Source organism: Vibrio sp. S457-15, from assembly GCF_000960545.1.
GTDB classification, from domain to species: domain Bacteria; phylum Pseudomonadota; class Gammaproteobacteria; order Enterobacterales; family Vibrionaceae; genus Vibrio; species Vibrio parahaemolyticus.
The window spans coordinates 414,081-430,655 of sequence record NZ_JYOQ01000174.1 but is presented as its reverse complement, the minus strand read 5'-3'; the positions used below and the strand labels follow the sequence as shown (position 1 = coordinate 430,655).

Genomic DNA, 16,575 nt, shown 5'->3' with positions numbered 1-16,575 from the left:
CGTCGATATGCACCTGGATCTATTAAAAAACGGCTTTTTTAAAGTTGGCACGCATCGTGCTTTATCTAGAGTGACCCTTATTAAGCCGAGGGTCACCTAGCCAACTGACGTTGTTAGTGAATACACATTGTTCACAAGTATATACCGCCAATCACCTTTCTTGTGATTGGCGTTTTTTCTTTCTAGAGACCGATAATATTCACATTGTCACCCGTCTCGTCCGCTTCCCCGCATTTGCTGTAACAGCTTGGTTGTCTTGGACATACCGCCCCTCTTGAACAAATCAATCTTGCTTGGCTTTGAATACCGCGTTCTATCCAATTGATATTTAAGATTTTAGCGATCGTAGTTAAGTCTTTTTTGATATGAGGCGGAATAACACTGCTTCCGCCGGAAGCGACACAGAGAGACTTCAACTCTTCCGCTATGGAAACCGCATCACCGCCTTGTGCTGAAATCGCAGGGTTTAAATCTATCCCCGCACACAACACTCGGTTGTTCCCCGCCGGGTCAAATACGTTGACCGATTCACAGCAATAAATGCGTGGCTCGTCACCCACATTCAAAATCGAGATTTGCGCAGAGCTCGTATCTAAAGGTTGGGATAGACGTCTGAATACCGCCCAGTGTTGGCATGGGTCATTCACTTTGCGCATGTTGCCCCAAGGGAGTGGGATGCCATTCCCTCGATACACAGCTTTAAGCTTGCCCGGCCCGTACGCGTCGAAATAGTGCCAATGGGGATATGGTGACACAACGGTCATGCGGCGCATCGCAACCGATGGTGAAACGCCTGCTTTTTTATGAACATCAATTTCGTAACCGGAGCGGTCGAGCAACTGACGAAATGGCACTTTAGGGCAAAGCAGAGCTCCTGCAAAAAAGCTGGACTCAAAGTCTCGCCAAGCTTGCAGAATGTCTTGCGAATTGAGCTCAGAGTTCGACACGGGGCTGTCCATTTGTTCCCAGTTATTCTGATGTCCGATGGAGAGCACGTTATTCATCGCGTCGCTGCTGTGCAATACGCGGTGGCCAATGTATACCGATAAGTCGTATTTTAAACGGGTAGGGTAGTCGCGCATCCGTTTGTTGAGATAAATGGTGCCCGGTGGTTCCATGAATGACGTAATCAATTGTTTGGCGTTTACGCCCAATTCATCGATGACATCTTGAGGCGCTCGGTCAACCCAGCGGATATCCAAGCCCATACTTTTGGCAATGTCGATCAAATCTTCAACCGACAAATTAAGGCGCTTCAATCCCACTTCTTCGGCGGCACGTTCTAAATCAGGAAAATGGTTTTGATGGTTCTCTTGGTGCGCGCGGATCAGCAAGTGAGCAAATTGACGACCTGTGATCCCGGTTTGAGACAGCATTTCTGGAATAGCAATCTGAAGAATGTCATTGGAAAACAGGAAGCTCGGTTCTAGCGCCATGCCATTAATCCCGCCTCGATTCCCTTTGTTGGGGGTAATGGCTTCTAATTCGGGCTCATCATCTAAAAACCACGCTGGATCTTTTTGAAAAACTTCTGCGATTACCTCGAGCATATCGATACTCGGGACGCGTTTTCCGCGCTCAATCATCGAAAGGTAAGAAACCGACGGCGCGTACTCAGGATTAATCCTTACACAACGGGCAGACAAATCTTCCATTGTTAAATGGTTGTTTTTTCTTAGGTTACGAATTTTCGTACCAAGAAAATGGGACTGACGAATAAGGCTTTTTGACACAGACATTTTGTAAAATTCACATTGTAAAATTTTTGTTGTGAAATTGTAGTCAATATTTCGCTAGTCTACATAATGAGCAGGCAAGGAAATTAACCATCAACTTCACAGAATTGCCTGAAACTTAAATAAAGGATTTAAGTTTTTACTCTAGGACGAGTTTTTAAGTGCGAGGATATGACGATGAATATGCTGAACTTCGATAAAAAAGAGATGCAACAACAACAACGCCCATTTATCGCTGAAGCCGTATTTGCCGTCGAAGCGGTAAGTGCTGAGCAGCAGAGTGAGAAACAAGTAAAAGCGAAGCAACTACTAGACCGCATGTTCCCATTGGAGAACGGGTCGCACCAAGATGTATCAAGTTACGTGATTGACTACCGCCATGTTTTAGCTTATTTCAAAGACGGTACACACAGCGGCCTGAAAAGCCCAAAACACTTCGTGGCGTACACTGGTGAAAAGGAAGACCCAAAATCGATCTTGTTCAAAGATGATTCAGGCAACCACGTAGAAGTGCTGTTTGGTTGCCATAAAGGCACAGGTTGTGTGGAGTTGATGGACATCGATGACATCCAATTGGAAACTCGCATTACGTTCAATCCAGAGCAGACAGGCAATGCGCCAACCGCGATGCGTCATTGGATTAGTCTTATTAAAGGCGACAAGAAAGGCAAACCGATGGCGTGTAGCGAAGACAAAGAGTACACCGCAAAAAATGGTGACGACTATGTTCTTAGTTACTGCTACAGCATTGATTAATCAAATATAAGCCCAAGTAGCCTAACGTGTTGAAGTGCTTTGGGCATGTAGGGCGAGAAAGTATAAACCCCGCGCTAAACAGTGCGGGGTTTCTTTATTTGTTCTAACCGTCTTTACTGTATTGCCAGAGAGGTTAGCTTAGATAGGCATCACTCGGTTTCGACCGAGTTGTTTTGCTTCATAAAGCTGTTTATCGGCTTTGTTGACTAATGAATCTACGGTGTCACCAACTTCGAACTCTGCCACACCAAAAGAAGCAGTAATGCTATGAACTTGTGTGCCCGAGCGTTTATCACGTACGCGCAGCTTTTCAATCATGCGGCGCAGGGTATCGGCATATTGGCGGGCGATTCGTAGGGATTTGTTTGGCACAATTAACGCAAATTCTTCGCCGCCGAAGCGGTACGCACTCACGCCATCGCGACAGCTCTGTTGCAGTCGACGCGCGATCGCTTTCAAAACTGTGTCACCAAATAGGTGCCCATAGTTATCGTTGAACGCTTTAAAGTGGTCGATATCCAGCAAGATGAGAGTCATCGCCTGATTAGCGTTAATCAGCATGCTCAAATCAGTATCAAAGGCGCGACGATTGTAAAGATTAGAGAGTCCATCAAACAGCGCGTCTTTTTGTACTTCGGCTAATTGATTCTTCAAACGAGAAATTTCTTCACTCGCATTGGTGAGTTGACGGTTTAAGAATTTAGTTGAGTGGCGAATCTCATGAGATTCAGCAACGAGTTGGCGGATCACCACCATCACTTCTTCGATGCTCAAGCTGTTGTCTTCAACTTTTTCTAATTTGTTGAAGCTTTTATTGACCATCGCAGAGAAAGAAGAGGTATCTGACAAAGTATCACTCATGGAGCTCGACACTTCATGCAATAGCACTTCTACGTTGGTTTTGAGATCTTCTAAACTGGTTTCTGCTCTACTGGCCACGTAGTTGTTGTAAAGCTGTTTGTTCGCTGCTGGTGGACAAATACCGTAGTGTTCTAACACTTCGTCCATCTCAAAATTGAGCTCTGGAATGGTTTTATCTACGTAGGTATACCAAAGCGCGTAGTTTGCGGGGGTGGCAGCTACATGATTTTTGATCATTAGTGGCACCGCTTTTTTTAAGTTAGCGGTCGATTTCTTAAACTCGTCAGTCATTTCTGCGATGTTACTAGCAAAATGGAATTGGATTTAGATTACCGGATATTAACTAATATCGCTTTAATTTTTATCATTTTTGCTTGGTTTATATAAAAAAATGAGCAAATAGCGGTGATATTCATAAATCTGAAATTTGATTTTATAAAATCGCGGTTTAAAAAGTGAACGATTGAGGATGGAAATACGATTTGGCTCTTATGTTCACGATTCATGCAAAGAGCATGGAAAGCGCTGTAGTTAGTAAGAACGGATGATCCGCTCGCGATGCCGAGCGTAAAACAAATCAGTACATTTAGCTCCTCGCCTAAGGACGTTTTTTGAAAAAGAAAATAGGGCTTTACTGGTTTACGTTTGACCTAAGACTTCACGATAACTCGCTATTGGTTGATGCCTCATCTTTTCTGGATGAATTGGTTTGCTTGTATTGTCGCCCTTCAGTAACTCCTTTTCTCCATCATTTTGCTCAGGAGGCAACGCTCGGACGAGCAAGGCAGAAATTTATCGATGCGTCTTTGTGCGAACTGAATGACGCACTCGGCCAATTAGGTCAGCGACTTTGGACGTTAGATATACCCCCGTATCAAGCCCTCAAATATGCCATTCAATATTTGGGTGTCACTCATCTTTATGCAGACGCAATGGCTGGCTCGGATGAACAGAGCATATTGCACAAGCTGCAAGATGAATACCCACACCTTGTCATTGTTCAGCACGCTGTACGCAGTTTGTTCGACGAAAGCAAGCTGCCGTTTACGTTGCTTGATCTACCCGAGACTTTTACTCAGTTTAGAAAGTGCGTTGAAGGGATAGACATCACCCACCCAATAGATGCGCCGAGCCGCCTACCACCAATGCCAAAAGGCGCTCAACTGCCAACTTCATCCTCTTCTTGCTTTGATGAGTCTGCGCTGTTTTCTGGCGGAGAATGGAGTGGTCTTGCGCATTGTCGGCGTTACTTTTCTTCTGGCTTGGCAAGCTCATATAAAGAGACGCGCAACGGACTCGACGGGATGGCGTATTCCACCAAATTTTCACCTTGGCTTGCGCTTGGTTGTGTGTCGCCAAGAATGATTTATGCCATGCTCAAACAGTATGAACAAACTCAAGGGGCGAATGATTCGACTTACTGGATTTACTTTGAATTGTTGTGGCGCGAATATTTTTATTGGTACGCAAGGTGTTATCAACAAAGGCTGTTTCGGTTTGGTGGTATTCGCAATCAACCGCCGTTAACCAGTTTTTATGCGCATCGCTTTCAGCAGTGGAAAAATGGCACCACACCGTATCCCATCGTCAACGCGTGTATGCACCAACTGAATCACACTGGTTATATGTCTAACCGTGGTCGCCAGTTGGTTGCAAGTTGCCTTGTTCATGAACTGGGGCTGGACTGGCGGTATGGCGCAGCCTACTTTGAAACGCAGTTGATTGACTACGATGTCGGCTCGAATTGGGGAAACTGGCAATATTTAGCGGGAGTAGGGGCAGATCCGAGAGGCTCTCGTCAGTTTAATTTAGAGAAGCAGACACAAATGTACGACCCAAATCATGAGTTCATTGAACGATGGCAAGGGCGTGACAGCCGAGCGCAGCAAGACGTTGTCGATATGGTCGACTGGCCAATCGCAACGCAGCAAGAAAATGGAGATAAATAAATGCGTTATGACACGGTGCGATTGATTCTTGGTGACCAACTCAACAGCGAGCATTCTTGGTTTCAGCAAGCGGATGATACCGTGCTTTATTTGATTGCTGAGCTCAAGCAAGAAAACACTTACGTTACGCATCACATTCAAAAGGTGTGCGCCTTCTTCTCCGCGATGGCTATGTTTGCTCAAGAGAAGCAAGAAGAAGGGCATCATGTTCTGCATCTAACTTTGGATGACACTGCCGCTTTTGACGATCTTGACCAAGTATTGCAGCACTACGTTCGTGAAGTAGGGGCAAGCAAATTTGAGTATCAACGGCCTGATGAATATCGACTGTTGGAACAACTGACCAAGTTGAAATTAGAAGGTGTTGTCAAACGTTGCGTCGATACCGAGCATTTTTTACTGCCTTTTGCAGAAATAGAACAGCAGTTCCCGCAAGGCAAACACGTCATGATGGAGCACTTTTACCGACGGATGCGCAAGCGCTTTGAGATTTTGATGCAAGACGGTAAGCCAGTGGGTGAAAAGTGGAATTACGATGCCAACAACCGTAATAAACTGAAAGTGAAAGATATCGAGCAATTACCCAAACCGCTGATGTTTAGCCTGAATGTTGACGAGATTGTAGAGCGACTAACGCGACACAAGATCTCGACCATCGGTTCACTAAATGGTGATTTGTTATGGCCAGTGAATCGCGCTCAAAGCCTATCTTTGCTCGCGCATTTTTGTCAGGTTTGTCTCCCTCATTTTGGTCGGTTTCAAGATGCGATGACGGCGGAGCACGAATCCAAATGGAGTTTGTATCACAGTCGTTTGTCGTTCTCGATGAACAGCAAGTTACTGCACCCCAAAGAGGTAATCGATGCTGCACTTAGTGCATACCAATCTAACAAACACATCGATATTGCGCAGGTAGAAGGATTCATTCGTCAGATCTTAGGTTGGCGGGAATTCATTCGGGGTGTGTACTGGGCGAATATGCCGCAGTATCCGCAGAAAAATGAGCTCGAAGCATCACGTGATTTACCCGACTACTTTTGGACAGGAAAAACCAAGATGGCTTGTATGCGCAATGCAATAGGCCAGTCTCTCGACTATGCCTACGCCCATCATATTCAGCGTTTGATGGTGACAGGTAACTTTTGTTTGCTCACCGAGATGAACCCTGACCAAGTGGATGCTTGGTATCTCAGCATTTATGTCGATGCGATTGAGTGGGTAGAAATGCCCAATACACGCGGTATGGCATTGTTCGCCGATGGTGGCATTGTTGGCACCAAGCCTTATGCCGCAAGCGGGTCGTACATCAACAAAATGAGCGATTACTGTAAAGGTTGCCACTATGACAACAAGGCGCGCAGTGGTGAAGGCTCTTGTCCGTTTAATAGTCTTTATTGGCGATTTATGGACAAGCATGAAAAGCGACTCGCTACCAATCCACGCATCGGCATGATTTTCCGGTCTTGGGACAATATGGAAGCTTCGCAGCGTCAAGCGATTCTTGAGACGGCTGAACGCTATATCGCGGATTTGGAGCATTTGTGATGAACATTTTGATCGTCGGTGGAAACGGAGGGATTGGTTTGGCGATGGTCAAAGAAGCACTAGTGCGCTTTCCGCTGGCACAAATTCACGCGACCTATCGGCGCACAACACCTGATTATGAACATTCAGCCTTGATTTGGCACCAGGTCGATGTCACGGATGAAACGCAGGTCAAGAATTTGAGTCAAGCGGTTAACAGCATCGATTGGGTGATCAACTGTGTCGGTATGCTGCATACGCCAGACAAGGGGCCGGAGAAAAATCTCAGTATGGTGGAGCCTGACTTTTTTCTGCAAAACATCGCTGTTAACACCTTGCCAAGCATGTTACTTGCGAAGTATTTCTCGCCACTTTTAAAGCGCAGTGGTGCACCTAAATTTGCGGTTGTTTCGGCCAAAGTCGGCAGTATTAGCGATAATCGTCTTGGCGGTTGGTACAGTTATCGAGCCTCGAAAGCCGCGCTGAACATGTTTCTCAAAACCATGTCGATTGAATGGCAACGCACGCTTAAAAATGGCGTGGTCTTGGTATTGCATCCGGGCACGACCGATACCGCGTTGTCTGAACCGTTTCAAGCGAATGTCCCTGAGGGCAAGTTGTTTACGCCAGAGCGTGTTGCCAGTGATTTAATGGGGCAGATAGCAAAAGCCGCCCCGCAAGATAGCGGGGCGTTTTTGACGTACGATGGTGAGCGTTTGCCTTGGTAAGCGTTACGGGTTTTTCTCTGGTTTGCTGCGTCGGCAGCGTTCAGAGCAATAAATCACCGTCTCCCAATTTCGCGCCCATTTCTTGCGCCATGAAAAAGGTCGCTCACAGACGGGGCACAACTTCGTTGGTAAGTGCGATTTAAAGCCTTTCATCATGCTTATTCTCAAACGCTAACCAGTCTTCACTATTGTTCAAACAAGAATAAATAGTCGCCGTAACCCAATTGTGCCATTTTGCTTACTGGCACAAACTTCATCGCTGCCGAATTCATGCAGTAACGCAGCCCGGTTGGTTTTGGGCCGTCGGTAAATACGTGTCCTAGGTGAGAATCACCAAACTTACTGCGAACTTCTGTTCTAGGATAAATCAACTTGTAATCGGTTTTTTCGACGATGTAACCTGGGTTGATTGGCTTAGTGAAACTTGGCCACCCCGTACCCGATTTGTACTTGTCGGTAGAAGAAAACAACGGCTCACCAGTCACGATGTCGACGTAAATGCCGGCTTCTTTATTGTCCCAATATTCGTTGTCAAACGGGCGCTCGGTACCTTCTTCTTGCGTTACGTAGTATTGCAACTCAGTCAACGTAGACTTGATCTTCGATTGAGACGGCTTATTGTATGCTTTTACCTTCGACAGCAGTTTTTTCTCATCGATAAGCTGACGCAGTGTTTTCGGATGTTCTTTGCGATCGTCACCAAACACTTCATCCAAGTATTTGTCTCGACCGGATGCGTAACGATAGTACTTGTACTTTAGGCTGCTCTTTTTGTAGTAATCCTGATGGTACTCTTCCGCTGGATAAAATGTCTCAAACTTGATCAACTCAGTTTTAAGCGGTTTTGGGTAAATCTTCGCATTGTCGATTTCCATCATAAACTGCTCTGCGATCTGCTTTTGCTCTGCGTTGTGGTAGAAAATAGCAGGTCGATACTGTGGACCTCGGTCGACAAACGATCCTTTATCGTCGGTTGGGTCAATGTGGCGGAAAAAGTAATCGAGTACTTGTTCGTAATTCACCACTTTCGGGTCGTATTTCACTTCGATGGATTCAATGTGTCCGGTTTTTCCAGAAGATACTTGGCGATAGGTTGGGTTTTTCACGTGCCCGCCGGAGTAGCCAGACACCACATCCAAGACGCCAGGAAGCTGTTCTAAGTCCGATTCCGTACACCAAAAACAGCCGCCAGCCAGTGTGGCGATTTCTGCATTCTCTAAAGCCTTCATCTTATCCATCGTATCGGCGGTGCCTGTTTTACTCAAAAGTAGAAACAAGACAGGAAGTGCGAAAGAGAATCCGACCAATAACTTAGATATTTTCTTCATAGCTACCTCAACGTTGTTTTCCGTAGAAAGTGTGACTGAAATAAAAAGTGCTACGTAAATAGAAAGGCAACAGAGCGAAAAAATTACAGCGATTTTTAAAATTCCGTTGCCCTTTTTGATAAGAAAGATACAGTATCGGCACGAAATACACCGCTCAATCGGGCAAAAGTTACACCCAACGAGCGATGCCAAAATGAGGTAAACCATGCAAGCAGAAGTTAAATGGGTCGAAGATTTTAAATTCCTCGGTCAATCGCAGTCCGGTCACTCAATCGTGATGGATGGTAACGGTGGTGCAACGGCACCAAGCCCAATGGAAATGGTGCTAATGGCCGCTGGTGGTTGTAGCTCTGTGGATGTTGTGGATGGTTTAAAAAGCGCAGGCCAAAAGGTGGTATCTGTTAACGCTAAGCTAACCACTGAGCGTCGTGAAACCGCGCCGCGTATCTTTACGCAAGTGAATATCCACTTTGAAGTGTCAGGTGATGAGCTTGACCCAGAAGTCGTAGCAAAAGTGGCGGCTGACTCGCTAGAAAAATACTGCTCGGTTTGCCTAATGCTTGGCAAAGGTGTCGAAATGACACACAGCTGGGAAATCGTGTAAATCGATACCCTCCGCAGAATGAAAAAATAGCAAAATAGGAAAGAGAAAAGTGCAGGCTTTTCTCTTTTTTTCTTGTGCAATTCGCGTACTGTGTGTTTGGTCTGAAGTAGTAGGAATTTTCCAATGACCGAACTAGAAAAAATGATGTCCGGCCAAGTATTTGATGGCATGGACAAAGAAATTGACGCCATTCGAACTCAAGCCACTCTTGCCCTGCGCGCCTTCAATAACAACACTGACGAAAGTAAGCGCGACGAATTACAAAAACAGCTGTTTGGCAAAGCGGGTCTTTGCATTGTTCAAGCCCCTTTCCATTGCGAATTCGGTAAAACCATCGAAATCGGCGAAGAGACCTTTATCAACATGAACGTGGTCATGCTCGATGGTGCCAAAATTACCATCGGGAACCACGTGCTCATTGGCCCGAGCGTGCAATTGTATACCGCTTCTCATTCTGTGGATTACCGAAGTCGCCGACGTTGGGAAACGTTTTGTAAACCCATCACGATTGAAGATGATGTGTGGATTGGCGGTAACTCCGTCATTAACCAAGGTGTGACGATAGGTGCTCGTTCAGTCATTGCGGCTAATTCAGTCGTTAACCATGATGTGCCGCCAGATTGTCTATACGGAGGCACACCAGCGAAGTTGATTCGTCGTCTCAACGAAGAAGAGTAAGAATCGATAGTGATGGCATGATGACTCGTTTTACAGGCGTATGAGAATCATGCCATCAGAAAGGGATAATTCGTCAAGGAGTCTAAGATGTCGAACAAGACAGAAGTCCTCATGTGCCCGACATGTGGGGTAGAAACGCATCATGTCGTGGTGTTAGTTAGAAAGAAAAGTGGCTATGAAGGCGATAAAAATCGCAACAAGAAAGAGTTCATCGCTGGCTTTCTCAAAAGTGTAGTATTCGGCGCCTTCCTTGCCTCTATGGATGAATTTGAACGTCATTTGATCTGCGAAAACTGTGGTCATAAAACCATTCAACAGTAACTGATAGTCTTTCTTTCTCTGCATAAGTTCATAAGTGCGGTTTGAAGCACTGGTTATTCAAATCGCATTATCCTCTTTTAGTGCTTTTGCTCTTCTTATGTTCCTCTCTCAAAAATGAGTCACATCAGTACGCATTTTAACCGCTTGGATGCAGGTAACTCACTGCTATGTATAATAAATTTTGGTGGGAAATACGTGTTTCAGCTCGATGTTTAACCTCTGTTCTATCGACACGTTCTGGGTCAGTAAACACTTAAATTTCGTTTGCTTTATGTTGTATGTAGTGCAATTGTGTGAAATTGGTCACATTAATGTTTAATTTATAAAAAAATAATTAATGAATAGTAATTCACAAATATGCTGACCGTATGTGCTATTTAGTTTTGACTTATCTTTTGGATATTCACTTGGTGAATGTTTTGTTGTTTTTAGATTGACTGAAAGTTTGATTTTCTATTCAAACTTGTGAAGGGTTGAATCGATATATTAGAAAACATGAATTTGATCTTGTTTCTATCTTTTGTTTTAAATGCGAAATTCATTATTAACAACGGATGGTTTTGATGATTTCTCTTATGTGTATCCCACCAATTTTAGAAATTGAAAATTAAACTTTCTCAATACAATAACGACTAAAATTAAACGAAATGATGTTCTTATATTTTTATTGTATTTTAACTTATACATTTTGACTCATTCATTTTAACTGTTTTTGTTGATTTTAAGTTGTTGATAATAATTGTCTTTTAACTTTTGTTTTAATGGCGTTGCTTTGCTGCTTCTTTAATGTTGTGGTGTGTGGCTTTATTTATAAAAAGTCATTTTAAAGTACGTTTTTAAGCAAAGTAGAACGTGACAATACTAAGATAAATAGTATTAAAAAATTAAATAAGGATTTAACCATAAGAGTAATTTTATGGTTGATAGGTTTATTGGGGTTGATTATCTGAATTTTTATGGAATTTCATCCCAATAATCTGTTTGTCTTTAAGTTTATTCTAATGAACTTAATTCTCATGGAAGTTTCAAAACATGCAGCACACAACAAAGTGGATGATGACGCCGCTTGCAATGTTGTTGGGTACGCTGTTTTCAGCGCCATCATTCGCGGTGGAAACGAGTGTAATTGATAGCACTAGCACGCCTGAATCTACACAAAATGAAGGAGATACGTCCTGTATTGTTTGTAAGTTTAGTGGGGCCGTTTACCTATCTTACGATACAAACATTTACGATAAAGACGACTACCGTTCTGTCCGCAATTTCTCGTGGGGAGGCGATCTCGTTTATTCCTTTTCGAGCGACACAAAAGCCTATTTTTCTACGGGGGGCTATCGTGCCCTAGAAGATGAAGTCGGCACCTACGCGACAGATTCGGTGTTGGGCTTGCAATACACGAACCTATATCGCTTTGGAGATACAGGGAAAATCGGCGTTGCGGGTCAGCTCACCATTCCAACTTCAGAAACATCTCGTAAAGATGAACTGCACACCGCGGTTCGTTTAGATGTGCCGATCTCTTTTTCAGCTTGGAGCGTCGATTTTTCGGTTTCGCCAAGACTGAGAAAAAATTTCCACGAATACAAAACCATGGGTGGACGCTCGCTGACTGAGTGGACTTACTCGTTGTTTGCTGTTGCAGAAAAGTCGTGGGAATCGTTCGCAGTGGGGATCACGGCGTTAGGTGGTAACAGCATCAGTTATCAAGGTACGCGCAGAAGCAGTTGGCAGTATGAAGGGGCGTTGTACGGCACATACGAGTTTGATGAAAGCTGGTCATTGCTACTCGCGGCGTCATCAACGGGTTTCTATCAAGATGCAGAGCGAGGCACCTTGGGCAACATCGATTTGTTGGACCAAGAGAAAGCGTCTTACATCGCGACAGTGACTTACTCCTTCTAGGAAAATAACAACAATTAAGGATATCCAAATAATGTTTAAAAAATTGACTCTGGTGTCAGCAATAACGGCCGCACTTGCAGGCTGTGGCGCAGATGATCAGGCGTATGACTATGTCGAAAGAGATGCAAAAGAAGTCGCAGTAAAAGACCTTAAAGACGGTCGTTGGTTTTACGTTCCGACGACTGGTGCCGCGCCACGCTTTGCTCTGAACCAATTCCCATTCTTGCAAGGTTCACCTCGTTACGTTGAGCTTTGTTTTACCAAAGAAGGTCTGGAAGTTCGCAGTTACGATAAAAACTACCCAGACGCGCATCTAAGCAAAGATGCTAACAACTACTGCGGTGAAGAGAAATTTGTCGCAGACGACGACGGCGTTAACTTCGCGCAAGTGCTGACGATTCCGGGTGACTTTGCGGCGTATCGCTGTCAAGAAGACGCGCATGGTGATTGCACCAACAAAGAAGAAACCAACGAAGACGCAAGCCTAAACTACAAGAAGAAAACCCACTTCACTCCTCGTCCTGAAGATCTCGAAATTGCAGAATTCAATATGGAAGATCTGTATGGCATTACCGAAGGCATTGATGAAATTGGCGCACCACGATTGATCTCGTGGGACTTTGACCCTAAAAACGGTCTTCTCAATTTCGAACTAGAGCGCACGTTCCGTATCGATTTAGATAATATTTCTGACTACATCAACTTTGCAACGAAAGCGAGCTTGGATGAAGCGCTTGTGGATGGCGCGTTTAAATCTCGTTTCTACTACTCGTTAGTGCACGAAAGTGAAGTGGCAACCGAAGGTTACCAACCGATCTTGTACCCAGTGGGTGATGAGAACGACATTGGTTTCTTCACCACGTCGACGAAAAAGCTTAACCCAGTCACGAATAAATACGACCGTGATGTGGTTTACCTCAATCGTTTCAACCCAGATCAAGGCTCTATCAAATATTACTTGAGCGACAATTTCTTTGAAGAGAAGAACAAGTTGTTCTTGGATGCAACGCTGCAATCGATCGACAAGATGAACCAAGCGCTGAATGTATTTGGGGCGGATGCAGGCAAGCCTGAAATCGAGATTGTGAACAAAACCAAAGCGGCTGGTATTCACCCAGGTGATCTGCGTTACAACGTGATTAACCTGATTGACGAGCCTCTAGCGAACGGTCTGCTTGGCTATGGCCCGTCGGTTTCTAACCCGATGACGGGGGAAATCATCAAAGGCCACGTGAACCAATACGCAGGCGTTGCAAGAACGGGTGTGCCTTTCTATTGGGATAACTTGGCGCGTTTCTATAATCGTAATCAACTGGACTTAGATGGCTTAGATCCATTGCCAACCAGCAGCGAATCTGTGAAAACAGAAGTTGAGGATAGAATTGAAGCGCTTTCTACAATGGCGGCGATGGCGAGCCTGAAATCGGATGAAAACATTCATGCGCCGCTCGTTTCAAAAGAAGACATCGTTTCTGGAAAAGCAGCGACGAAGAGCCCAACTCAGCTAATGAAAAACTTCAATGATGACATGGAGTTTGAAAAGGTGGTTGAAGCTGAAGAGAACCGTTTGTCTTTCTGGGCAGAGAACAACGTCTATCCAATCGAAGCGTCGTGGGTTTCTTCAACCAACAAGGCCATGTTGGACAACTTGAAGTTGGATGACGAGCGTTACTTTGAGATCAAACTCGATGACGCAGGTAACGAAGTATCGCGTCAGCTTAAGCGTTGGAAATACCTGCCAAAAGAGTTGCAAGTGAAAGCCGCTGATGCGATTACGGTTGCGACTTACAGCAATACGCTTGTTCACGAGCTTGGTCATAACATGGGTCTGCGCCATAACTTTAAAGGCTCAAATGACAAAGCGAACTACTACACGCTAGAGCAAGCGCATCAACTTGGTTTGAACAACATTCCTGCTTACAGTTCGACAATGGACTACGCACCAAGCATGTTGGATGAAACGCCAACTTGGGGTCTGTACGACATTGCGGCGTTTAAGTTTGGCTACGGTCGTAAAGTCGAGACGATTCAAGATTCTTCAGGTTCAGCTCCTGCGCCTGTTGCGAAACCGGCAGACAGTGCGAGCGATGAAGACAAAGCGGCATACGCTCGTTACCTCGCTGATCAGCAAGCCTACCAACAAAGCTTTGCATACAAGTTTGGCAACAATCCAGACAACACATCGCTGATGGTGTGTTCTGAAGTGAAGGCACTAACGGGGGACGAGAAAGGCAAATCACTCTACAACTGTGACTTCAGCCGATTCGATACCGCCGCGTTGTCTGATGATCCTGAACTGAATGCGAAAACTCGTTATGGCGCACTTTACTACCTAGATAAAGTGAATGAAATTGAGCGTAAGTCTTACGATTTCTGTACCGATGGGAACGTTTCTCTAAACAGCGACTGTAACCGTTTTGACGAAGGTACAAACCTAGAAGAAATAGTTTCTTACGAGTGGCAGAACTATCTCGATAGCTATGAGCGACGCAACTTGGAGTTATATGGGACGACGGGATTATTCTCGTCCGATTATCCTGGTTACTTAGTGCGCCGTTACATGGAAATGAGCGCTATCCGTGACAAGATGGAAGATCTTGAGCGCATCGATAACCTGTACACCAATCTTGGTTACACTTCGTCAACGGATAAGCCGGGTGATTTCTTATTGCGCATTGCTTCAAACCCTCAATACTGTAGCGAAGGCAAAGCCGATAACTCATGGTTCTGTGATTACGCGAATGGGGCGAAAAAATCCGCGGCGTTCTTCCTTGATATCTTGCGCACACCAGAGCATCAATGTGTGATAGAAAATGCGGCAGGCAACCAAAAAGTGATTTCTTTTGGTCAACTGTTAGACAACAACTCACACCAAATTCCGGCTGATTACGATCTTTCAACAGCCAGCTGTTTTGATGATTTGGCAGCACGCTTTATCGAAGATTCAGATGAGGGCTATATAGCTGTTGCGGAAACTGCGAATGGACGCTTCCTAAACTCAATTGGTAGCTTTGACCCGGATTACCCTTGGTCAAATGCGGTGTCTGTGTTGGGTAACTGGCCAGATAAAGCGTTGGCGAGCCACTTCTTAGCACGTCGATTCTCGAACCGTTTTACCGACGAGGTGAGCTTTGCATCGCTGCTTGATATCCCTGGGGTGCAAGCTGAATACGAAGACATCATGGGCAACATCGTGGCAAATGATGCGTTAAATACGCCAGTTAAATTGGTGGGTAAAGACGGTAAGGAATACACCAATCTAAAAGGTGTTACCGTGAACCTACACATCACTGAGCAAATGGAGTCCCTACCACCAATGCCTCGTGGTATTGCAAGATTCCTTGATATTGGCGCAGAAGGTCGCGGACGTGTTGGCGATGTCATCTTGAGAATGGGTGTGCGCCAAATGAAGTCTTACGACTACACAGTGAAGACTCGTGGTCAATCTCAGTTTGATACGTTTACGAAGCAACAAGACCGCTACGGTATTATCGCGGGTGACAAGGTTGAGTTTGTTATCGACGGCGAGAAGTTTGTGGCAACAAAAGCAAACAAGCTGGCTTACGACTACGCAAACCAACTGGTGACGTCCAAAGGTTACGATCTAAAAACGTACCTAGATAGCTATGAGCCTGCAACACTAAACAAGGTCGCAGAGAGCATCGATAGTGCTTGGGGGCCATTCCGAACAGCGATTGTCCCAGCGTTCCACGATCCTGTATTGCTGCTGGATGCGCCAATGGTCAACGCAATGAAGCGAACCATTGACGCGGATATTGCGGCAGGTGTGCTGTCGTTTAGCCAGTCTTTCATCAACTTTACGACAGCGAATGTGACTTCGGGTGATTTGGTCATCGATGCAACTTCGGGCACATTGAGCTATAAAGGTGGTAAAGCGCACGATGAGCTGAAAGCGTTCGAAGCTTACACAGATGCGATGCTTTTGATTTACAACGATCACGCCGAAGACATGATGTTCGCGGTCGACAATGTGTACGCAGGGTACATGGCGTCTTCAGATGCTGACAAAGAACTTTGGCTGAAAGATCTCAATATGATTCAAGCGTATTTGCGTGGTGATATCGGCGCTGTGGCTGGTGATTACTACAAGATGCTTGATCGCCTACCAACTGCAGTGAGTTTCCAGTAAATAACTCTTAATTCACTCATACAAAGGCCTGCAGCAAT

Annotated in this window: 13 protein-coding genes; 9 read left to right on the top strand and 4 right to left on the bottom strand. The window is 45.1% G+C overall.

The genetic code is table 11. The features are described 5' to 3' along the window. Window positions 1-182: 182 nt before the first annotated feature. The gene (locus UF05_RS19290) at window positions 183-1,739 is read right to left on the bottom strand and encodes a DUF3612 domain-containing protein (RefSeq protein ID WP_005479975.1); all 1,557 of its coding nucleotides are present in this window, start codon (window positions 1,737-1,739) and stop codon (window positions 183-185) included. Between the two features lie 174 nt (window positions 1,740-1,913). On the opposite strand from UF05_RS19290, the gene UF05_RS19285 reads away from it, so the two are divergent. Further along, on the top strand, window positions 1,914-2,492 hold the full coding sequence (locus tag UF05_RS19285; RefSeq protein WP_045546314.1) for a malate synthase: 579 nt from the start codon (window positions 1,914-1,916) through the stop codon (window positions 2,490-2,492). A gap of 138 nt (window positions 2,493-2,630) precedes the next feature. Here UF05_RS19285 and gefA read toward each other — a convergent pair whose 3' ends face one another. Further along, window positions 2,631-3,644, bottom strand: coding sequence for a diguanylate cyclase GefA (gene gefA, locus UF05_RS19280; RefSeq protein WP_020841740.1), 1,014 nt, complete (start codon window positions 3,642-3,644; stop codon window positions 2,631-2,633). A 320-nt stretch (window positions 3,645-3,964) separates the two neighbouring features. On the opposite strand from gefA, the gene UF05_RS19275 reads away from it, so the two are divergent. The 3 genes from UF05_RS19275 to UF05_RS19265 are packed head-to-tail and all read left to right on the top strand — an operon-like array spanning window position 3,965 to window position 7,554. Beyond that, complete coding sequence (locus UF05_RS19275) at window positions 3,965-5,302, top strand: DASH family cryptochrome (protein ID WP_045546313.1); 1,338 nt, start codon at window positions 3,965-3,967, stop codon at window positions 5,300-5,302. Then, on the top strand, window positions 5,303-6,847 hold the full coding sequence (locus UF05_RS19270) for a cryptochrome/photolyase family protein (RefSeq protein WP_045546312.1): 1,545 nt from the start codon (window positions 5,303-5,305) through the stop codon (window positions 6,845-6,847). After that, a complete protein-coding gene (locus tag UF05_RS19265; protein ID WP_020834869.1) occupies window positions 6,847-7,554 on the top strand; it encodes an SDR family oxidoreductase in 708 nt (235 codons plus the stop codon). The genes UF05_RS19270 and UF05_RS19265 overlap by 1 nt, the downstream gene beginning before the upstream one ends. Window positions 7,555-7,557: 3 nt before the next feature. Here the strand turns inward: UF05_RS19265 and UF05_RS25145 are convergent, their stop codons facing one another. Further along, entirely contained in the window at window positions 7,558-7,707 is a 150-nt protein-coding gene (locus UF05_RS25145; protein WP_024103812.1) for a DUF2256 domain-containing protein, read from the bottom strand. A gap of 32 nt (window positions 7,708-7,739) precedes the next feature. Beyond that, on the bottom strand, window positions 7,740-8,882 hold the full coding sequence (gene msrB, locus UF05_RS19260) for a peptide-methionine (R)-S-oxide reductase MsrB (RefSeq protein WP_005459278.1): 1,143 nt from the start codon (window positions 8,880-8,882) through the stop codon (window positions 7,740-7,742). Window positions 8,883-9,087: 205 nt separating this feature from the next. Between msrB and UF05_RS19255 the strand changes: the two genes are divergently transcribed. From UF05_RS19255 to UF05_RS19235, 5 genes are all read left to right on the top strand, one after another. Further along, the gene (locus UF05_RS19255; protein WP_005459319.1) at window positions 9,088-9,486 is read left to right on the top strand and encodes an OsmC family protein; all 399 of its coding nucleotides are present in this window, start codon (window positions 9,088-9,090) and stop codon (window positions 9,484-9,486) included. 123 nt (window positions 9,487-9,609) lie between these two features. Continuing rightward, complete coding sequence (locus UF05_RS19250) at window positions 9,610-10,164, top strand: sugar O-acetyltransferase (RefSeq protein ID WP_020841746.1); 555 nt, start codon at window positions 9,610-9,612, stop codon at window positions 10,162-10,164. An 87-nt stretch (window positions 10,165-10,251) separates the two neighbouring features. Further along, the gene (locus UF05_RS19245) at window positions 10,252-10,485 is read left to right on the top strand and encodes a hypothetical protein (RefSeq protein WP_005497910.1); all 234 of its coding nucleotides are present in this window, start codon (window positions 10,252-10,254) and stop codon (window positions 10,483-10,485) included. 1,032 nt (window positions 10,486-11,517) lie between these two features. After that, window positions 11,518-12,387 (top strand): hypothetical protein, encoded by an 870-nt coding sequence (locus UF05_RS19240; protein ID WP_005479976.1) that lies wholly within the window; start codon window positions 11,518-11,520, stop codon window positions 12,385-12,387. A gap of 31 nt (window positions 12,388-12,418) precedes the next feature. Beyond that, window positions 12,419-16,537, top strand: coding sequence for a M66 family metalloprotease (locus UF05_RS19235; protein ID WP_048852668.1), 4,119 nt, complete (start codon window positions 12,419-12,421; stop codon window positions 16,535-16,537). The last annotated feature ends 38 nt before the right edge of the window (window positions 16,538-16,575 follow it).